The organism is Mucilaginibacter sp. P2_A4, from assembly GCF_056405015.1.
On sequence record NZ_JBFUCX010000025.1, the window covers coordinates 37,780 to 59,561 of the forward strand.

The 21,782-nt window shown below is 40.2% G+C and carries 11 protein-coding genes; all 11 read right to left on the reverse strand.

The genetic code is table 11. From position 1 onward, the window contains the following. Window positions 1–99: 99 nt before the first annotated feature. The 11 genes from AC1DYB_RS29560 to AC1DYB_RS29610 all read right to left on the reverse strand — a co-directional run bounded on the left by AC1DYB_RS29560 (window position 100) and on the right by AC1DYB_RS29610 (window position 21,463). Window positions 100–1,131, reverse strand: a complete 1,032-nt coding sequence (locus AC1DYB_RS29560) for a glycoside hydrolase family 53 protein (RefSeq protein WP_477440414.1) — start codon at window positions 1,129–1,131, stop codon at window positions 100–102. A 267-nt stretch (window positions 1,132–1,398) separates the two neighbouring features. Further along, entirely contained in the window at window positions 1,399–3,201 is a 1,803-nt protein-coding gene (locus tag AC1DYB_RS29565) for a glycoside hydrolase family 9 protein (RefSeq protein ID WP_477440416.1), read from the reverse strand. A gap of 257 nt (window positions 3,202–3,458) precedes the next feature. Continuing rightward, the gene (locus tag AC1DYB_RS29570) at window positions 3,459–4,064 is read right to left on the reverse strand and encodes a porin family protein (protein WP_477440418.1); all 606 of its coding nucleotides are present in this window, start codon (window positions 4,062–4,064) and stop codon (window positions 3,459–3,461) included. A gap of 208 nt (window positions 4,065–4,272) precedes the next feature. After that, window positions 4,273–5,706 (reverse strand): TolC family protein, encoded by a 1,434-nt coding sequence (locus AC1DYB_RS29575; protein WP_477440420.1) that lies wholly within the window; start codon window positions 5,704–5,706, stop codon window positions 4,273–4,275. A 13-nt stretch (window positions 5,707–5,719) separates the two neighbouring features. Continuing rightward, entirely contained in the window at window positions 5,720–6,397 is a 678-nt protein-coding gene (locus AC1DYB_RS29580; RefSeq protein ID WP_295713207.1) for an ABC transporter ATP-binding protein, read from the reverse strand. 325 nt (window positions 6,398–6,722) lie between these two features. Further along, complete coding sequence (locus AC1DYB_RS29585) at window positions 6,723–9,107, reverse strand: ABC transporter permease (RefSeq protein ID WP_477440422.1); 2,385 nt, start codon at window positions 9,105–9,107, stop codon at window positions 6,723–6,725. 81 nt (window positions 9,108–9,188) lie between these two features. After that, window positions 9,189–11,588 (reverse strand): ABC transporter permease, encoded by a 2,400-nt coding sequence (locus AC1DYB_RS29590; protein ID WP_477440424.1) that lies wholly within the window; start codon window positions 11,586–11,588, stop codon window positions 9,189–9,191. Window positions 11,589–11,671: 83 nt separating this feature from the next. Next, complete coding sequence (locus tag AC1DYB_RS29595) at window positions 11,672–14,041, reverse strand: ABC transporter permease (RefSeq protein WP_477440426.1); 2,370 nt, start codon at window positions 14,039–14,041, stop codon at window positions 11,672–11,674. A 109-nt stretch (window positions 14,042–14,150) separates the two neighbouring features. Next, entirely contained in the window at window positions 14,151–16,529 is a 2,379-nt protein-coding gene (locus tag AC1DYB_RS29600; RefSeq protein ID WP_477440428.1) for an ABC transporter permease, read from the reverse strand. Between the two features lie 108 nt (window positions 16,530–16,637). Continuing rightward, on the reverse strand, window positions 16,638–19,025 hold the full coding sequence (locus AC1DYB_RS29605; protein WP_477440430.1) for an ABC transporter permease: 2,388 nt from the start codon (window positions 19,023–19,025) through the stop codon (window positions 16,638–16,640). 77 nt (window positions 19,026–19,102) lie between these two features. Beyond that, the gene (locus tag AC1DYB_RS29610) at window positions 19,103–21,463 is read right to left on the reverse strand and encodes an ABC transporter permease (protein WP_477440432.1); all 2,361 of its coding nucleotides are present in this window, start codon (window positions 21,461–21,463) and stop codon (window positions 19,103–19,105) included. Window positions 21,464–21,782: the final 319 nt, after the last annotated feature.

The following is a 21,782-nucleotide window of genomic DNA, read 5'->3' on the forward strand; positions in this document are numbered from 1 at the left end:
ACAAATTGTAGAGTCCAGATTTACGAAGTTTCTAAAACTTCGTAAATCTTTCGCCCCTTCGTAAGCATCCCAATTAATTGAATAAACAGCAGTAAGGAATTAATTCGCAAACGCATCCAGCGCAGCGGTTGGTTTACCCGAATTATCAAAAGCGCCTAAACCATAGCCCTGCCAGTTATTATATGACTCTGGTTCCCAATAAAAAACACCTTTGCCGCCATTGTTATTTACTGATTTTACTTTGCTGATGATATCGGCAAGGAAAGCCTTGCCCTCGGTTGGCGCATCGGCCTCCATCCCTACTTCGACTACCATTACCGGCGTTGAATACCGGGAAACCATATCATTCATATTGGTAAGGCACTGTGCATTTAACGTTTGCCAGTTGTTTTTTGAGGGATAAAGCGACATGCCTATGATATCCCATTTGGCACCGTTGGTTTTTAACCCGTCAAACATCCACCTAAAAAGATTATTATCATAGCCGTTGGAGATATGCACTATCACCTGAGTTGTTGGGCTAACCTCCTTTACCGCCGCGTAGCCATTTTTGATAAGCGTGGCAAAATTGGCCATATTTTTAGATGCACGGCCATCTTCCCATAGCATACCATCGTTAGTTTCGTTGCCAACCTGTACCCATACAGGGGTTATGCCATTATCTTTTAGCGTGTTCATTACACTTTTGGTATAATCATGCAAAGTGGCAGTCAGTGTTGTAAAATCAAGGGCAGTCCAGGCGGCGGGTTTGGTTTGCTTACCGGGATCGGCCCACCAATCGCTGTAATGAAAATCGATCATGATTTGAAAACCCTGAGCTTTGGCACGAATTGCCTTCGCCACTAAGTCGTCCGTATTGCAATAGCCATTTGTTGGGTTAACCCAGGCGCGCAGTCTAATAGAGTTAAAACCTAAACTTTTTAATAGCACAAAAAGATCCTGTTGCTTACCGCTCTTATCGTAAAACTTTACCCCTTTAGCTTCCATTTCGGTTACCCAGCTGATATCTGCTCCTTTTGCTTTGGTTTCTGGTGGTTCAATTATAACAACAGGAATATTTGACTTGCTTTTTGAGCAGGAAAAACTTAGACAAAACAGGATCAAAAAAAAAGGGCTTAAGATCTTCTTCATAATAGACACGAATCTCACGAATTGGTTCGAATTTAACGAATTAGATTTTGGCACAAATTATAATGCAAAATGTGTAAAATAATTAGCGCCGTTAGAGACTGTCTAAAAATAAATGAACAAATAAACAATACCGTCACGAGAAACGAAGCAATGACTAAACTGAACAGAGGGGCTCTACAAGGCCGATCTGCCTATGTAGAGATTGCTTCGTACCTTGCAATGACGTGGTTGTTTTTGTGTTCTAAAACCACAGCGTCTTAGGTATATTTATTTAGTTGATCCGGATTTAATTGGTACACTTAATTCATTTTGCAGGGCTTCTATAGCATTTGCGAGGTAAGCTATTGGGGCATTCCAGTTAATGGTGACCTCATTGGCCGCATAAGCCCTGGTGTCGTCAATGTAGGCTTCATCCGGCACCTTTGACTGTACTTTTATGCCATCCTGCATACCGGGATTGGGGCCACCTACCAATAAACCGGGTACAGGATCAATTATCCCATCACTTGCCGATGGCCGATGATGCGGATTCATCGGTGTTTTACTACCGTAACCGGTTACATAAGAATAACCGGTAGCATTCCGGCCTAAAATGTAATCAAGGTCCGCCAAAGCATTATTAAGGTATTTTTTATCATGCGATAATTTGTAAGCCTGCAACAGTAAAACGCCTTCATTTGCCGCGTCAGAATTGCTGCCCCAGCCAAAATGTTTTGGAGATAATGTCATCGATGTTTGATAGGCATTATCATCAACTCCATTAATTAAATCATCCGCAGTATTTAGCAATCTTTTTTTTATTTCGGGGAAATCGTTAATGGTTTTACCGTTTGCATTTTTTACAAGGGCATAATACCCCAATAATTTTACCTGCGCCCATGAAGGTACAGGCACCTTATCGTCAGGACGCAGGTTTATATTTTTCAAATACCTAACATCATTTGTGGTAACAAATAACTCGGCTGCCGCCCAGATAAACTCATCCGTAAAGTTATTGTCGCCATAGCCGCCTGTAGTTATAGCCGGGGTATACTTCTTATTTATTTCATCCTGCCGGTAAGCTATATTGGGATTGTTCTGAGCCCATAACCAGGCACTTTTGGCTGCTATAAGGCATGAATCGGCCAGACCGGGCACCTGTTTAGGGAAACGGCTCATTATCCTGGACGCCTGGGCCATAACCGCGGCAAAATCCAATGTTGCTGCCGTACCTTTTTGCACCACATAGCGGGGTTCGGTACCTTTATCGGGCATCTCAAACTTATCAAAAGCGGCATTGGTTAATTTATGGTAAACACCGCCATCGTTGGGGTCTTGCATGGTGAGCATCCATCGTAAGTTCCATAAAACCTCGTTCAGTACATCGGGCAGTCCGTTACCACTTTCGGGAATATTAAACTTTACCGAATTCATATGGGCTGGAAAATCCTCGTACAAAGAAAGCAAGGTACTTGTTGAGATGCCGCTGTTGACAATGTATTTATTATAATCACCGGCATCATACCAACCTCGAGGCGATGAGATATTTGTACCTGCTGGTCTTTTTTCGCTTGCCGCCGAAGGATGGATGAGCACGCTATTATCCGGGTGCCCTTCGGCCCTATTCCATTTGCCCGCAAATTTCTCAGTCAATGGAGTTGAGGCCCGCATAAAGTAATAAGCCTTGATAACAGCATTGGCTACTTTTGCATGAACATCATTTTTTATCCAAAAAGAATAAGAAACAACACCATCAATATAGAGGCGGTATGCTCCAGGCTTTTTAAAATTACTAAAATCGGCTATGTAAGTTGTTTTTCCTGCAAATGAAGGTGTTGCAGATGCCTTAAGCGTACCGCTGAACACGATGTGCTTATTTAAATTTACGATAGAAAACTTCCCGACTCCGCTCCTATTTAAAATAATCGCCTTTTTAATTGCATTAGGATAAAAACCAAGTTGATTTAATCTTATAGGATTGGATACCGTATCTTTTGTTTGTGCCAAAGCCATTTGGAAAACGAATATTGCCAAAACAAACAAGAGCCATTTTCCCGGCACAATTTTCTTATTATTTAAATTTATAGGCATGGTATTAAACACATTTATAGGTTTTTCAAGTATTATAATGGTTGCATAAATATAGGTGTACGTTTTACAATAAGTATAATACTATTATGGCTAATTAGCTTAAAAACATAATACAAAAAAAACATATTGCCATGTAAAAAAACGATTTAAACCTATATAAAACTTTAAAATCAAGACTCAGAAAAAACGGGCAAAAAAAATGACCTACCGATACCGGCAGGTCATTTCCTATATTGTATTGGGGATTAACGCGGAATTTATAACGAAAATATTTTGTAAGCCAAGGAAAGGTTGAAAACACTTACACGTGTGTGCGAGTACTCAGGTGATCCGTAACCGATTTTATTTAACCCTCCTTCGTATCTCAAATCGACAGAAAAGTCTTTAATATCTACACCTGCACCTACTTGAATACCGTAGTTTGCATCTTTATAATTTAATTTTACGGCATTTCCAGCAGCAGCGCTATAATTCTGGTCTTTATTTACAGCGAAAGACAAAACAGGTCCTCCATAAAAACGGCCTCCAAAACCAAAAGCTCCAATCTTGGTACCTACTAACAATGGAAGATCTACACTGGTAAATTTAGCTTTGTTAACATTTCCCAAATCATCTTTAACGTCGATATTTTTTGATGTGAGATATAACTCTGGCTGAAAATTAAGGCCAAGTCCTCCTACCCTTGCCCATACCCCTGCAAGATATCCGGCTTTGTTACTATTATCATATCTTCCATTTGATGGAAAGCTTGAGAAGTTTAATCCCCCTTTTGCACCAAAAGAGAAGCTTGGTATTACCTGTGCCGACGCCATGCCTATAGTTACCAGGCAAATAGTTAATGTAAGTAAGATTGTTTTTTTCATTTTCAAAGGATTATGTTTATTAAGGTAAAATATATTAAAACGGGTTAGATGATGCTAAAGATGAACAATTTAGATACCTGATAAATTAGGAATATCCGGTTTATAAGGCTTGCTTTTAAATACAAGGCTTTATAAACCGGATATCATGAAATTAATCTGCGTTAAAAGTAGAACTTTTTTGTAAATACTACAGCTTAACAGTTCTTTTTTAAAGTGTTAATTTACCCTGGTAATAATCCAATATTTTATTATAGATGTAGCAATCATAACGGGCGTTAATAAGGTTGATTTTTGACCTGTCGAGGTTATTTTTGGCAAGTACAAAATCGTATGATGTTAAAACACCTGCGTTAAAGCGAATCTCGGCTATCCTGAATGATTCGCCGTAAGCTTTTACCTGGTCGGTAAGTACGCTATATCTTTCATAAGCCGAAGTCATGTTTAAATACGCCTGTTCAACATTTTGCTTTAAAACAATTTTGGTGTTGTTTTCTACATACCTGGCTTCCTGCAGGTTTATCTTAGCTAACGCAACTTTATTGCGGTTTTGAAAGTAATTTAAAATTGGGATATGTAAACTTAAACTAACCTGTGTATTATAATTGTTTTTAAACTGATCATAATAACCTATGTTTTGATTATTATAATTGGCTTGCCTGCTGTATACCGCTTGTTTAGTACCACCTGCACCATTTACAAATGCGCCTGTATTTACAGTAGTTGAATCAATAAAGGTTGCTTTTTGGGCCGCGCTTGAGTAATTGGTGAAAATACCACCACCCAAAGTAAGCGTAGGCAACAAGGCTCCCTGAGCAACCTTAACACCTTTTTCGGCACTTTTGCTCCTTAACTCTGCGGCCTTAATGTATGCCAGTTGTTGTAAGGCGGCATCATACACCATGTCTGATGATGCATCAGTTTTACTTGATACATCCTGAACGGTTAGTGGCTCCAATTTAAGGTTTTTGTTGTAAGGGATATTAAGCATTTGCATCAGGTTAAGCTTTGAAACTTCCAAAGCGTTTTTTGCCGATACAAGGTTTAGTTGATTATCGCCGTATGTACCTTTAAGGTCATACAAATCTGATGGTAACTTGTTAGCTCCCTCTTTTTCCAATATATTCAGGCGTTCAACCTGTTTTTTTGATACATCCAGCTGGTTAGATACCTGGTTCAATAATTCTGCATTGTCCAGCACCAACAGATAAGCGGTGATTACGTTGATGGTTACCTGATCTTTAGCCTGCTGAAAATCCATTTTGCCCGCCTGGAAGGAAAGCGATGTTTGTTTAATGTTATTTAAATTTTGGAAACCGCTAAATAAGGTAAGGTTACCATTTAAACTGTAGTTGCCATAAGTAAGGGATTGAGTGACATAGCTGTATGTATACGGGTTAAGGTTACGCCCGTTATTAATGCCATGATTAACGTCGCCACTAATGGAGGGAAGCAAATACTCTTTGGCTTGTTTATAACCAATATTAAGCCGTTCCATTTGCAGCTCGCTTTTCTTTACATCAAGATTGTTTTTTATGGCGATGTCAACACATTGCCTGATGGAAAGAATAGAATCTGTTTGTGCCTGTGCTTTTATTGCCTGCAGAGCTATCAAACTAAAAAATATAAATTTAAAATATCGCATTACTATATGATGATCAGAGTTGTTTTGAGGATTCTATTTTCCCGTCGAGCAGGTTAATGATACGGGTACCGTATTCGGCATTTTTTTCGGAGTGTGTTACCTGGATAATAGTTACTTTATCCTCCTTGTTCAGCTTCCGAAACAACTCCATAATGTCTTCGCCTTGTTTAGAGTTAAGGTTACCGGTTGGCTCATCGGCAAGTAAAAGCTTTGGTTTGGTAATTAATGCACGTGCTATACCCACCAGCTGTTGTTGCCCGCCCGATAATTGCGCCGGGAAAAGATCTTTTTTACCTACGATGTTGAAACGATCAAGTATATCAGCAACCATGGCTTTACGTTCGGCACTTTTGTAGTCCTGGTAAATTAGCGGTGTTTCGATGTTTTCATAAACAGTAAGTTCATCAATTAAATGGTAGGCCTGAAAAACAAAGCCGATATACTGCTTGTACAAAGCCGAGCGTTGTTTCTCCTTAAGCTGATGCACTGCATGGCCGGCAAAGTAATGAAAACCATCTGAAGGCTCATCAAGCATACCGATAACATTAAGTAAGGATGATTTACCCGAACCTGAAGGGCCCATTATCGAAATAAATTCGCCTTCATCAACCTCGAGGCTCAAGTCATTAAGCACATAATTTTTAAGTCCGCTTACCTGGTAGTATTTTGAAATATGCTGAAGTGATAACATGTTTAGTTAGTGAATTAGTAGATTGGTGAATTAGTGATTTGCATTTTAGTTAAAGCAATAATAGTGATCATTTTAATATTAAAGTATCAATAATATACCAAACTTTCAATACGTTGATTATTAACATATTATACAAAAACAGATAAGTAAAGACTGTTCGCTTACGTAACAGGGTGCGTACGTTTATGATACACCGGGGAATAGAATCAAGAAGTTAGAATCAAGATACAAGATAAGTAAGTTAGTAAAACAACACAGAAGTCGGGAGCATAATGCAGCCCGACTTCTATCTTGATTCTTGACTCTAACTTCTTAACTCTTTCCCCTATTCGCTCCTCAAACTTTTAACTGGGTTGCTCGTGGCTGCTCTGATGGCCTGGAAACTGATAGTGCCCAATGCTATCACGAGCGCCAGGATGCCGGCAATGGCAAATATCCACCAACTTTCGTCAATGCGATAGGCAAAACCTTTGAGCCAATAATAGTTCATAAAAATTCCTGCTAAAGGCGATGCCACCAGGAAGGATATGGCGACGAGTATAAGAAAGTCCTTAGATAGCAGGTTAACAATACCCGGCACTGTAGCCCCTAGTACCTTACGGATACCAATTTCACGGGTACGCTGTAGCGTACTGTATGATGCCAGGCCTAACAACCCAAGGCATGATATAAATATGGCCAGTACAGCAAAGTTTAAAAACAATTTACCAAAACGCTGCTCGGCGCGGTATTGCCTGTCAAAAAATTCATCTAAAAAGTAATAGCTAAATGGCCTGTTGGGGATAAAGGTTTTCCATTTACTTTCTATAGCTGCCAGCGTTGCAGGAGTGTTTTGCGAAGATATTTTCACCGAAATAAGACCCAGATTTTTCAATTCGATACGCATGCTCAAAGGTTTTATAACCTCCTGCAACGAGCGGAAGTGGAAATCCTTCATCACCCCTACTATCTTACCCTCGCGTCCCCATTGTTTAAAGCGCCTGCCAACTGCCTGCTGCGGCGAACTATAACCAAATAGCTTAACAGCGGCCTCGTTCAATAACATAGCCTGGGCTGTATCGGTTCCAAATCCTCTCGAAAATGCCCTGCCGGCTACCATTTTAATTTTAAACTGGTTCACATAATCCCAATCAACAAAGTACAGGTCGAGGTTGGCTATCTGGAGATCACCTTTTTTATTTTCAATCTCAGAATATGCACCCGGATTACCACCACCCGGCACACTTGATGAGTTTGCTGTTGATTTTACACTGGGTATTGTTGCAATAGCCTCCTTTAATGCATTACCTGCCGGGTCGCCATTGGTATCCAGGATCAGCATCTGATCTTTGGTAAAACCAAGGTCGCGGTTTTGCATGAAACTCATTTGCGTATATACGATGATAGTACCTATAATGAGTGCAATTGAAATGGTAAACTGTGCAATAACCAACGTTTTACGTAATGCATTGCCTTTAGTACCACTGCTAAACCTGCCCTTTAATACGGAAACCGGTAAAAAAGCCGATAATACCAAGGCCGGATACAATCCTGCAATTAAACCAATACCAACTGATGTGATAAATAATAGCGTTACATAATACCAATTTGAAAAAATACCAGCGCTTATAGTTTTGCCAGCCAATTGGTTAAATAAAGGCAGAAACAATACCGACAACACAATGGTAAGTAAAAAGGCAATCAGGCATAATACTACAGACTCGCCTATGAACTGGCTGGCCAGCTGCGACCGTTCGGCACCTACTACTTTACGAATACCCACTTCCTTTGCACGCTCAACAGAACGCGCTGTAGTAAGGTTTACAAAGTTAACACAGGCTATAAGCAATATAAAAATGGCCACAATACCAAATACATATACATTGGTTATACTGCCCGACTCCTGGCCATTTCGTTTGGAATACAGATACACCGTTTTCAATGGTTCTAACAGTAATTTAAAAAACATCTGCTGTTTCTTTTCTTCCGCACCATTCCTGCGCTCCAGGAAAGCCGGTAATTGGGCTTCAAGCGTTTTTGGATTTGTTCCCGGTTTCAAGAGCAAGTAGCTTGATGCGCCGAAATTGCCCCATTGATTATCGAGGCCCTTATTGAATTTTTGTGTAAGCGACACCATCGAGATCAGCATATCAGCTTTGATCTGCGAGTTTTCGGGTATATCCTTCATGATGCCGGTTACTTTGGCAGGGATCGCATCACCTGTGATCAATACGGTTTGCCCCATAGGATCCGTATTACCAAAATATTTTTTTGCGGCCGACTCTGAAAACACGATAGTAGCTATCTCAGATAGCGCTGTTTTAGGATCGCCTTTTACTAGCTTAAAATCAAAAACCTTAAAAAAAGTGGAATCGGCAAAAGCAGAGCGCTCTTCCTGGAATTTAACGTTTCCTTTTCGCACCAAAAAGCTACCGCCGCTTATGCGTACAAACGATTCAACAGCCGGGAAATCATTCTTGATATTGGGTGCAAAAGGCCAGGCTGTAACACCTGTATTAATGGTTTCTGTAGGCGTTTTAATATCGGTTACCAACCGGTATATCCTGTCGGCCTTGCTATGCATATTATCATAACTTAACTCAAAACCTACATACATAAAAATAAAAAAACAGGCCGTTATCCCTATGGATAAGCCTGTTATATTGATAATAGAAAACGCCTTGTGTTTCCACAGGTTACGCAAAGCGATCTTGAAATAGTTTTTTATCATGATATTAGTTCATTGGTTTGGTTGTTACACTGTAATTAGTCATTGCTACCTGCTAACTGAAAACTGCCAGCCGGCAACTCGCTATTCGCTCCTCAGGCTTTTTACCGGATTGGCAATCGCTGCCTTAATAGATTGAAAACTCACTGTTGCAAAAGCGATTATAACAGAAACGCCTCCAGCAAGAGCAAATACCCACCAATCGATATTAATGCGATAAGCAAAATCCTGGAGCCATTTATTCATTGCAAAAAAAGCTATCGGCCAGGCTATTATATTGGCTATAAACACCAGCTTAATAAAATGGCTGGAAAGCAGTAAAACAATGTTTTGAACAGATGCTCCTAACACTTTACGCACACCAATCTCTTTAATTCGTTTTTCGGCTGAGTATGATGCCAGGCCAAATAAGCCCAGGCATGATATAATAATGATGAGGCCAGCCAGGATGCTTACCACGTTACTAACCTGGTTATCTACCCGGTAAACTTCGGCAAAATGATCATCTAAAAATTGGTATTCGAATGGGATATCTGGAAACGTACTTGTCCATGTGGATTTAATAAAGGCAAGTGCTTCCTGGGTTCTGCCACCATTTATTTTGACAGACATGGTACTAAAACCCCACTCCTGCTGACTAAACATAAACATTGTTTCAATTTTATAATGAAGCGAATTGAAATTAAAGTCTTTGGCTATACCTGTTATTCTACCTAAAGAATCGTACCCAAAACGTTGACCAAGCAACGAGCTAACTGGCATGTTTTTATGATCCTTTAACAACTCCTTTGCTAAGGCCTCATTAATAATATATTCCCTACCGTTAGTTGTCTTTTGTTTAGAGAAGTTACTGCCCGCTACCATTTTCATCTTGTAGAAATTGACATAGTCATGGTCTACAATTAATTGAGTTGAGGTAAGGTCCCGCACCGGCGAGTCGTTCATCTTAAATCTTATCCCCGACTGATCTAAATGGCTACCCAATTGATCCTGTGACCCGGTAACACCCTGTATCAATGAATTGTTTAATAACTCATCTTTAATAAGTGCGTATTTTGCCGGTGTAACCAAGTTAAGCGGAACATTAACTACCTGTTCGCGGCTAAAACCTGGGTCCTTTTTTTGCATAAAGCGTAATTGCTTAATAACAAATATGGTAGCTATCATTAATACAATAGCACTGGTAAACTGCCCCACTACAAGGATATTGCGAAGCGATCCTTTGTTTTTGCCTGTTTCCACACTGCCTTTTAATACTTTAACCGGCTGAAAAGAAGAAAGAAATAATGCAGGATAAATACCAGAAATTAAACCAATAGAAACAGTTGCTATAAAAATAGATACTATAAGCCCCCAATTGTTTGTTAACGGTAAACTAATATCGCGCTGGCTTAAGGTGTTAATATAAGGCAATACGAGAGAAACAAATACAGTAGCAAAAACAAGCGCTATTAATGAAAGCAGCACGGTTTCGCCCAAAAACTGAATTGCCAATTGAAAGCGCTGGGCTCCAATTGATTTTCGCACCCCTACTTCTTTAGCACGTTCTGCCGACCGTGCCGTAGATAAATTAATAAAATTCACACAGGCGATAGTCAGCACAATTAGCGCTATCATAGCAAACAGATTGGTAAGCTTTTGATCAAACTTTTGATAATTTATATAATCCAGTCCTATATCCGCGGAGTTAGCATGAACATCTTTGAGTGATAGTAAAAACAATTCATAAAATTTCCAGCCATCTTTGTTCATGTACTTTTTTTGATAGGCTGGAAACTTTTTTTCGAGTGCTTTTACATTAGTGCCTGGCGCAAGTTCAAAATAAGTGTTTAACCAATTGCCTCCCCATGCATTAAACATCCATGGTTTCATGATGGTATTAAATGAAAACAATGCATCAAATTGAAGCTGGGAATTTTTTGGAATGTTGGCCAATATTCCGGTTACAGCATAGCTTGTAGTATCATCGCCATAATGGGTAATGGTTTTGCCCATGGGGTCTTCCTTACCAAATATTTTTTGTGCGGTTTCCTGTGTCAGCAAAACGCTGTGCGGTTTCAATAATGCTGTTTTCCTATCTCCTTTTATCAGCTTAAATTCAAACATATCCATGAAGGTAGAATCAACAAAAAACACCTGCGGCGAAAACATTTTCTTTTGCCCGTAAGTGATCTGAAACTTTTGCTGCCAGCGCACACGTGTAAAATTCTTCACTTCAGGAAATTCATTTTTAATCGACGGCCCCATCGGGAACATAGATAACGCGACTTTCTGAGAAGCGGTCATTCCCGGAAATTTCTGCACCTCGTTTAATCGGTAAATGTTTTTAGTATGCAGACTGTCAAAACTCTTTTCATAAAGAACAAAAAGCATAATAACTATGCAGGCGGCCATACCTATGGAGAGGCCGATGATGTTAATAGCCGAGAAAACCTTGTTCTTCCAGATATTTCTCCATGCTATTTTGAAATAGTTCTTTATCATTTTATTTTTTATTAATCAATTCGATATGCTGTCATAGCCATTTGTTCGTATCTATCATCAAGTACTTGTAGCCAGATTGAAAACTATTCACTCCTTAAACTTTTCACCGGATTTGCTATAGCCGCTTTAATAGCCTGGAAGCTTATGGTTATTAATGTAATCACGATTGCTACTATAGCCGATATTATAAACACGCCGGGGCCAACACTTATCCTGTATTCATACTTTTGTAGCCAGCCCTGCAAAAAGTATAAAGCAACGGGCGAGGCTATAATACAGCTGATGATCACCAGTAATACAAAGTCTTTCGATAGTAAAAACCAGAGCTGACTAACAGTAGCGCCCAATACCTTGCGCACGCCAATCTCTTTGGTACGTTGCTCTGCAATGTAAGCCGCTAACCCGAAAAGGCCGAGGCATGATATGAATATAGCCAGCAAGGCGAAAATGCCCGATAGCTTACCTACTAACACTTCCTGCCCGAATTTTCGATTATAATCGTCATCAACAAACCTGTAGGTGTAAGGGTAAGCGGGATTATATTTAGCAAAAATCCTATTAAGCTGATCAATCGCTTGGTGAGGATTGATGTTTGACGATAAGCGATAAATAAGGTTATCCTGTGGAACAGAACTATATAAAAACATAGTTGGATCGGCTTTGGCAAATGGCGAGAGCATGAGTGCGTCTTTTACAACACCAATGATCCTTAGCTGCCTTCCACCATACTTTATCACTTTACTAATAGGATCTTTTAAGCGCAGGCGTTTTATGGCTGCCTGGTTAAATACCACGTTTTGAGTATCAGAAGCTACATTACCATAATTCCGTCCTGATTGTATTTGCATGCCCAGGGTTTTAAAATAGTCGTCAGATACGGTTATGGCACCCATTTCAACAGTTTCAGCTCCCAATTTTCCGGGCCAATAGTCGATATTATTATGCAGCCAAATATCAGTTGCAGGGCTTGATGATTGTGTAATACTTTGTACTACGCCGCTTTGAAGCAGGTCGTTTTTAAGGGCATTGTAATTTTTCCCAAGGTCGGCATTTGAATAAGTAGTAAGCAAACGACTTATATTATAACCCGATTCCCTGTTTTTGGCAAATTGAATCTGCTTGTAAATCACCACCGTGCTGATGATTAAGGCTATAGAACAACTAAACTGCATTACCACCAAAATCTTCCTGGAATATGTTGCCGACCGGCCTACCTTTATAGTTCCCTTCAACACTTGTACCGGGTTAAATGATGAAAGGTAAAATGCCGGTCTGCTGCCTGCCAGGAGTGCAGTAAGCAAAACAAATCCCATCATGATCAGCCAAAACGAGGTACTTTTAAAAGGAATCCCGATGGTAGTACCTGTTAAGGCGTTAAACGGAGCTAATGCCAATTGTACAAACAACAATGAGCACAAAAATGCTATAAATGTAATTAAAGCCGACTCGGTAAGAAATTGAAATATCAGGTTACTCCGCTGAGAACCAATAGCCTTGCGGATACCTACTTCACGCGCACGTTTTTCTGAGCGGGCTGTTGTAAGGTTGATAAAGTTAACGCAGGCTATTAACAACACCAAAATGCCTATAATGCTGAAAATCCGTACATATTCAATAAAGCCGCCACTCGCAATACCATTTTTGTAATCGGCATATAAATGCCAGTCTTTTAATGGCTGCATGATCACCTCGGAGTTTTTGGCGTTGATGTTATCTTCGCCCTTCTCCATGTTTTTAATTTTAGGGGCGAGTTGGGCATAGGTGATACCAGGCTTTAGCTTTACAAATATGTTAAATCCATTGTTCCCAAAGCTATCATGGGCACCTTTCATATACGGATTAGTTTGTTCAAGCAAGCTAAAAGGAATAAGGTATTTAAATTGCAATGATGAGTTTAACGGAACATCATCAACCACACCTGTTACTTTTAAGTTAAAAGCATTGTCAACTTTTACTACCTTGTTTATTACGTTGATATCCCCAAATAAAGCAATTGCTGTAGCTTTTGTAAGCACTATGGAATAAGCATCCTTTAATGCTGAACCCGCATTTCCCTGTAGCATACGATAAGGAAAAACCTTTAAAAAATCGCTGCCAACCCGAGGGCCATCCAGGAAAAGTTTTTTATCACCTACCAATAACCCATGCGAGCCAATGCCATCTGTTGGTACAACATATTCAACCTCGGGATAGTTGGTTTTTAAGGCATCGGCCAATTTAAGTGAGGTTGAGCTGAACGTTAAAGTTTCGCCATTGCTGTTAAAGTTACGGCGCACCTGGTAGGCCTGCTCGTAACCGGGCAAAAACTTATCGTATGAGTATTCGTTGCTAACCCATAATGCTATCAGCAATGCCACAGCCATCCCGGCTGCCAACCCCAATATATTTATTGCGCTGTAAACCTTGCTGTTAACGATGTTTCGCCATGCGATTTTCAGATAATTCTTTATCATCTCATTTAATCATTTCGTTTCACTTCATCAATGCTTTAGGCTTTGGGCCTTTTGCTTTAAGCTTTCTATCCTACCTTTCGCCTTTAACCTTTTGCCTTTCGCCTTCTTCCTACTCGCTCCTCAAACTCTTAACCGGGTTAGCCAGCGATGCCATTACAGACCGGTAACCAACCGTTATGCTAGCGATAATAAATGTTAACAATATAGATTCAAGGAAAATAACCGGGCCAATGGTTATGCGGTATTGAAAATCTTTCAAATAATTATGCATGGCCCACCAGGCAAGCGGCGCAGCTATAACGAAAGCGATCAATAACAAAAAGGTAAACTCCTTTCCAAACAACCAAAGGATATTCTTTATTTCGGCACCAAGTACTTTGCGTACACCAATCTCTTTTGTTTTGCGCACGGCCATAAATGATACTAATCCATATAAACCCAAACAGCCTATAACAATGGCAATACCCGCAAAAGCTTCAATCAGCGTAAGCAAAATATTATCCATTTCATAAAACTTCTTAATGCTATCATCCAAAAACTGGTATGAGTAAAAATCTTCGGGGAAGGTTTGATTCCAGATTTTTTCGAAAGATGCCAGCGAGGCTTTGGCATTACGCATATTTATTTTGATAGCCACAGTTGAGTAGTTATTAAAATTGGGCATAATGCATATCGGCGAAATTTCGGTGTGGAAAGAATAATTATAAAAATCTTTAACCACTCCTACAATAGGTGCCTTGGTAGATTTACCGTTTATGGCCAGTACCTTACCAATAACATCCTGTGGTTTTAAATTTAGTTTTTTAACAAAGGTTTCATTTACCACAAACTCCCGTGTTGTATCTGCAGGGAAAAAATTACGACCTGCAACCAATTTTAAACCAAATGTCGACAGGTAATTTTCATCAGCTGTTTTGATATTTATGCCCCAGTGTTCATCTTCTGCACGATGATCATAGTTAACCCCTGTAGTATTATTTGATTGTGATGCCGGCGGACGAAAGCAATAAGAAACCTTTTCTACACCCTGAACTTCGTTCAGCCTGTTTTTCATGGTGCTTAATTTCACTTTATCGTTTGATGGAACAGGTAATAAAACAATTCCGTCTTTCTTGAAACCAAGATCGGCAGTTTGCGAATAGTGAAGTTGCGATACAATAATGATGGTACCAATAATTAAAACCTGCGAAATAGCGAACTGTGTTACCACCAAAACGCGGCGTAATGAAAAGCCCCCAATATGTTCTTGTGATAGCTTGCTTTTAAGCGCCATTATGGGTTGAAACCTGGCCAATACCAAACCCGGGTATGAACCGGAAAGGAAAACCACTGCGATACCTATTAAAATGATAAAAACAGATAGATCAGCGAGATTAAACTGCATCTCTGACTGGAACAGATGATTTATTGCAGGTAAAGCCACATAGGATATCCCCACAGCCAACACTACAGCTACTACTGTTATTAAAGCAGTTTCGGCAATAAATTGCCAAAAAAGCTGGTAAGGTAAGCTCCCCATTACCTTGCGGATGCCAACTTCTTTTGAGCGGTTAAGCGCTTGTGCTGTTGCCAGGTTTACAAAGTTTACGCATGCGGTAATAATCAAAAATATGCCTATAAAAAATAATGCCCATAAATACTTTTTATCCGCATAGCCATCAAGCTCGGCATTAAAGTGTATATCGTTAAGGGGCTGAAGTTTAAAGAACCACACTTTCAAGTCGCGGCCTGTGTAATGTTTTTTTACAATTTCCGCCAAAGCTTTCTCAGCCTGCGCTTTGGATACGCCCTTTTTTAGCTTTGTAAATGCCTCGCTGCCGCTATATACACCACCCCAATTTTCTTCCCGGCGCTTATCGGTGTACTCATTCATGTTACCATATGATAGATAGATCTGCTGCCTGCGGTCGGTATTGTTGGGCAGGTCCTTTAAAATGCCTGTAATGGTAAAGTTTACTTTATTATCCAGGCGGATCACCTTACCTATAGCATTATCACTCCCAAAGTATTTGTGTGCTATTTTTTCAGTAACTATCGCTTCGCCGGGGGCTACCAATACCGTTTTTTTGTCGCCTTTTAATAAAGGAAAATTCAATATATCAAAATACGGGGTTTCAGCAAAAGCCACGCCGTCCTCTTCCTGGAACTTTTTAACCTCGTTGCCTTTGGTTATGGTAATTAAAGGGTTATGAAAATTAATTACCCTTGCCGTTTTTTCGCCCAGTGTAAAATCACTCCTGAAGGTTTTTCCTAAGGGTTGCGGCACTCCGTTTGATTTGCCGACACCATCATCATGCCACTCGGTATACAAGCGAAAAACCCTGTCCTGATCTTTATGGAAAGTATCAAAGCTGAGGTGATAGGTTATCAGCGTAAAAATTAAAATACCGCAGGCAATACCCAGCGCCAGGCCAATAACACTGATGGCCGCGTAAGCTTTGTTACGCTTTAAATTTCTCCAGGCAATTTTTATATAGTTCTTTATCATAGTTGACGTTTAATTAGTAATTAGTTTATTGGTATTTTACTTTGCTCCTGTTAGTATTTTTTATTTCTTGACTCTTATTTCTTGACTCTTGATTCTCATTTCTCTTCCTTATTCACTCCTCAAACTCTTAACCGGGTTAGTCAACGCAGCCTTTATGGCCTGGAAACTAATAGTTATGAGGGTGATCATAATAGCCACCAATCCCGAAAGCATAAATACACCAGGACCGATGGTAATGCGATATTCATATTTCTGCAACCAGCCTTGTAAAAAATATAGCGCTACCGGCGATGCTATTACACAGCTGATGATGACAAGTAGAATAAAATCTTTTGATAATAGCAGCCAAACCTGGGCTATAGAAGCACCCAATACCTTGCGGATACCAATCTCTTTGGTGCGCTGCTCGGCTACATAGGCAGCCAAACCAAAAAGCCCCAGGCACGATATAAATATAGCTAAGCCGGCAAACACGCCCGCCAGTTTACCTACCAATACTTCAAGGTTAAATTTGTGGTTGTATTCATCATCAACAAACTGGTAAATAAATGGATAGGCCGGATTATAAGTGTCAAATATTTTATTGATCTTTTTTATGGCATCCTGGGTGTTTACATTTGGCGATAACCTGTACATGATGTTATTGCCGCCCCTCCCATGATTAAAAATTGCAGGCGCAACCGGTGTAAACGGCGATTCCATAAGGGCGTCTTTTACTACACCGATGATGCGTACAGGGCCTTTACTGCCATTCCACATCACAAGCTGGTTTATAGGATTTTTAAGGCCAATTCGTTTTACGGCAGCCTCGTTAAGAATAACGCTGGTTGTATCATCGCTCCATTTGGCAGAAAAATCATGACCTTCTTTTAAGGTCATACCCAGGGTTTTAAAATAGTTATCAGATACAGAAATGGCCCCCACGTTAACAGCTTCTTCATCGGCGGCCTTACCAGGCCATTTATCAAGCGACATGTGGCTGTAAATATTAGTAACAGGGCTTGATGCTGACGCTACACTTTCAATCACGCCGCTACTCATTAATTCGTTTTTAAGGGCTCCATAATTGGTCTCGAGGTCGCCGCTCATATCTGTCATCATCAGGCGTTCGGCGCTATATCCGGTTGGCCGGTTTTTGGCGTACTGAATTTGCTGATACACAATTACAGTGCTGATTATTAAAGTTATTGAGCAGCTAAACTGAAGCACAACCAGTACCTTGCGTGGTAATGATGCCGCTTTACCTATTTTGACACTGCCCTTTAAAACCTGTACAGGATTAAATGACGACAGGTAAAACGCCGGCCTGCTACCCGCTAATAAACCGGTTAACAGTACATACAATAACATACCGATCCAGAATAAAGGATTTGCAAAAGGTATGGCTATTGAGCTACCTATTACGGTATTAAATGAAGGCAAAGCCAGTTGCACAAAAACTATCGAAAATAAAAATGCGATAAAGGTGATCAGTATAGATTCGGCCAGGAACTGGATAATAAGATCTTTACGTTGTGAGCCGATAGCTTTACGTACACCTACCTCGCGCGCCCGTTTTTCTGACCGTGCTGTAGAAAGGTTCATGAAATTAATACAGGCAATCAGCAATACCAATATGCCAATAATGCAGAACATGCGTACATAATCAATAAAACCACCAACCGGTTTACCCATCTTAAAGTCGGAATATAGATGCCAGTCTTTCATTGCATGCAATATCACCTCCGGCTTTGCAGGTCGCATTTGCACACTGCGCTGGTAAACTATATTCTTTATTTTAGGAGCTATTTGTTCGGCGGTTACACCTTGCTGTAACTCTACGTACATGTTGAACGAGTTATTTGTCCAGGTAGTTCGGGCGTTCTTCATCCAGCCCTCTGTTTGCTCCTTAAAACTAAAAGGCGTCAAAAAACTAAACTGCCGGGTAGCATTTTTAGGAATATCTTTTATAACGCCGGTAACTTTCAGGTTTTGCTTATTATCCAAACGAATAAATTTATTGATGGGGTCGGCATTACCAAACAACGCTTTGGCAGTTGCTTCATCCAGGATAATAGAATAAGGATCTTTAAAAGCATCCTTAGCACTTCCCTTTACAAATGGATACTGAAATATCTTTAAAAAATCAGGATGTGCTGCCCCTCCACCAAGGTACAGTTTTTTGGTGCCCACCAGCAGATCATGATATTGCCAGCCAACCCAATCCGTTTCGGCAACATATTTAATGCCTGGCACTTCCTTACGCAGCACATCAGCAAGAGGAATAGCTAAAGCCGCTTGGGTATGCTCTTCGCGCTGAGTAGTAAAATGTAGCTGCACCTGGTATAACTGCTTATAATTGGGCAAAAACTTATCGTATGAAAACTCGTTGATCACCCATAGGCCTATAATAAGGGCCACAGCCATACCAGCTGCCAAACCCAGAATATTGATAGCGCTATAAACCTTATTGTTTAAAATATTACGCCAGGCTATTTTCAAATAATTCTTTATCATCTCATTTCACCGTTATTAGAGCTTTTGTTTTATTCTTCTCTCTTTATGCTTTCTGCCAACTGAAAACTGCCAACTGTCTACTCGCTTCTCAAACTTTTTACCGGGTTGCTTAACGCTGCTTTTATGGCCTGGAAACTTACTGTTGCCAAGGCTATCAGCATGGCCAATACTCCTGCAATGGCAAATACCCACCAATGCATAGTTATGCGGTACTGGTAATTTTGCAGCCATTTGGCAATAGCCCACCAGGCTACCGGAAACGCTATCAGGCATGAAATACCTACCAGCTTTAAAAAGTCTTTTGATAACAAAGCCGTTAAACCAACTACAGATGCACCCAGCACCTTGCGAATCCCTATTTCCTTTATCCTGCGCTCGGCGGTATAAGCGGCAAGACCAAATAAACCTAAACAGGAAATAACTATGGCAAGCGATGCAAAAACACCCGCCAGTTTACCGGTTAGGGTTTCGGTTATAAACAGCTGGTTAAAATCCTCATCAACAAATTTGTATTCAAAGGGATAGCCGGGATTGTTTTCTTTTAAAATATCTCCTGTTTTGGCTAACGCATCTTTAAGGTTTGCACCCGCCTTTAACCTGATACTTAAAACCCTTGTACCTTCAGGATGATTATACAACAACAGCGGGGCGCCCGATACATACATATCGTTGTACAAAAAATCTTTAATGATGCCGGTTATCGTAAGTGTTTTATTATTGCCTTCTCTTATTATCCCTCCTAAGTGGCCCTCTTTTCCCATTTGCCTGGCAAATGCTTCATTGATGATCACATTATTACTATCAAGTTTTGGATTGGTATAAAAATCACGGCCTGCTGTTAGCTTCATATTCATGGTTTTCACAAATTGCGAGCCGACATTTTCCCACGTGATCAATGGATTTTTTGACGCATCCTTGCCTTTCCATGAATAGTTATCCGTATTATTCCAGATCTGCACTACGGGGTATTCACTCAGAGAGGCTTCCTCAACTAACCCGGATTGTTTTAAATCATTGTATATCCCCGCAAAATGATCAATTAATTTGCCTTGTGCGTTAATATAGATCAGGTTACTTTTATTATAGCCAAGCTCCCTGTTTTTTACATGCTGAATTTGCTGGTAAATCATCACCGTTCCTATAATGAGTATAATAGAAACAGAAAACTGGGTAATAACCAGGCCTTGCCTGATGAAACCGGCACCAGCACCAGATTTTAGTTGGATGCCCTTTAAAACAGTTATCGGTTTAAATGATGATAGATAAAACGCGGGATAACTGCCGGCCAGCAGACCGGTAACAGCCCCTGTTGTAACGAGGTAAATTAAATGTGGTGGCTCAAAAATATGGATAGCGAGTTCCTTTTGTACCAGGTTATTAAATAGTGGTAACGTAACATAGATAAAGCCAACCGCTACAATCACGGCTATGAATGCCATGATAACAGCCTCGCCTATAAACCGGCCTATCAGCTTACCCTTACCCGCCCCCATTACTTTACGCACGCCGACCTCTTTAGCACGTTTCTCCGACTGAGCGGTAGACAGGTTCATGAAGTTGATGCAAGCGATAATTAAAATGATAAAAGCTATGGCTGCAAAAAGACGCACATATTCAATACGACCGCCATCCATTTTACCATTGGTGAAATTATCATACAGGTTCCAGTCGTTCATGGCAAAAAGAAACGAAGGGGTTTTATTTTCCTTTTTTTTGGTGCCGAGATAAGTGGATAGCTTTTTGTTAACCGCATTAATATCTGCCGATGGTTCCAACTCCACATAGGTGCGGGCCCAGTTGGCGCCCCAATCCTGCATCCAGGGCATTTTATGGTCGATATTTGTTAAAGGAACCAGCCAATGAAATTGCAGGGTGGAGTTTTTGGGCAGATCCTTAAATACCCCTGTTACTGTAAAATCCTGTTCATTGTTCATTCGGAGGGTTTTTCCTACAGGATCTGTATTACCGAAAAACTTTTTAGCCATGGTTTCGCTAACCACAACCGAATGTATTTGTTGCAGTGCATTTTCGCTTTTTCCATATATAAAAGGTAAAGTGAGCATTGGTAATATTTCCGCATCGGCATAACTACCGGGCTCATTAATTGCCTTATCGCCAAGTGAAAATAACTGATTATCACTTCCTGCTGTACGAGCCGCGTTTTTTATACCGGGGATATCTGCCTTTAAAGCCTTGGCCATAGGACCCGGTGTAGCGCGAAAGGTAGATATTTTGCCATTATAGGTCTGGTTTTCAAATATGGTATACAGGTTGTTTCGCTTCTCAAAATTATGATTAAAAGTCAGTTCATCCTGCACCCACAAAAATATCATAGACGCGCAAGCAATGCCTATAGCTAAACCAGCAATATTTATACTTGAATAGGCCTTGTGCCGCACAATATTTCGCCAGGCAATTTTGATATAATTTTTGACCATATTATCTGCAGATTTTGACACATAGTTTAAAACATATACCAAAACAGCAAGCATCTAATAATCAATATATTAACATAAGTTAACAATGCAAATGTGTGCGTAAGTGTAACAGTGAGTGTACGGTAATGATACAACCGTGAAAGGTGAAAGGTGAAAGGTGAAAGGTGAAAGGTGAAAGGTGAAAGGTGAAAGGTGAAAGGTGAAAGGTGAAAGGTGAAAGGTGAAAGGTGAAAGGTGAAAGGTGAAAGGTGAAAGGTGAAAGGTGAAAGGTGAAAGGTGAAAGGTGAAAGGTGAAAGGTGAAAGGTGAAAGGTGAAAGG

What these genes read in the sequence shown, in the direction of transcription:
- AC1DYB_RS29590 (WP_477440424.1), bottom strand. Translation starts at nt 11,588, where the DNA reads ATGATAAAGAACTATTTCAAAATAGCATGGAGAAATATCTGGAAGAAC.
- AC1DYB_RS29560 (WP_477440414.1), bottom strand. Translation starts at nt 1,131, where the DNA reads ATGAAGAAGATCTTAAGCCCTTTTTTTTTGATCCTGTTTTGTCTAAGT.
- AC1DYB_RS29580 (WP_295713207.1), bottom strand. Translation starts at nt 6,397, where the DNA reads ATGTTATCACTTCAGCATATTTCAAAATACTACCAGGTAAGCGGACTT.
- AC1DYB_RS29565 (WP_477440416.1), bottom strand. Translation starts at nt 3,201, where the DNA reads ATGCCTATAAATTTAAATAATAAGAAAATTGTGCCGGGAAAATGGCTC.
- AC1DYB_RS29595 (WP_477440426.1), bottom strand. Translation starts at nt 14,041, where the DNA reads ATGATAAAGAATTATCTGAAAATCGCATGGCGAAACATCGTTAACAGC.
- AC1DYB_RS29585 (WP_477440422.1), bottom strand. Translation starts at nt 9,107, where the DNA reads ATGATAAAAAACTATTTCAAGATCGCTTTGCGTAACCTGTGGAAACAC.
- AC1DYB_RS29570 (WP_477440418.1), bottom strand. Translation starts at nt 4,064, where the DNA reads ATGAAAAAAACAATCTTACTTACATTAACTATTTGCCTGGTAACTATA.
- AC1DYB_RS29610 (WP_477440432.1), bottom strand. Translation starts at nt 21,463, where the DNA reads ATGGTCAAAAATTATATCAAAATTGCCTGGCGAAATATTGTGCGGCAC.
- AC1DYB_RS29600 (WP_477440428.1), bottom strand. Translation starts at nt 16,529, where the DNA reads ATGATAAAGAACTATATAAAAATTGCCTGGAGAAATTTAAAGCGTAAC.
- AC1DYB_RS29605 (WP_477440430.1), bottom strand. Translation starts at nt 19,025, where the DNA reads ATGATAAAGAATTATTTGAAAATAGCCTGGCGTAATATTTTAAACAAT.
- AC1DYB_RS29575 (WP_477440420.1), bottom strand. Translation starts at nt 5,706, where the DNA reads ATGCGATATTTTAAATTTATATTTTTTAGTTTGATAGCTCTGCAGGCA.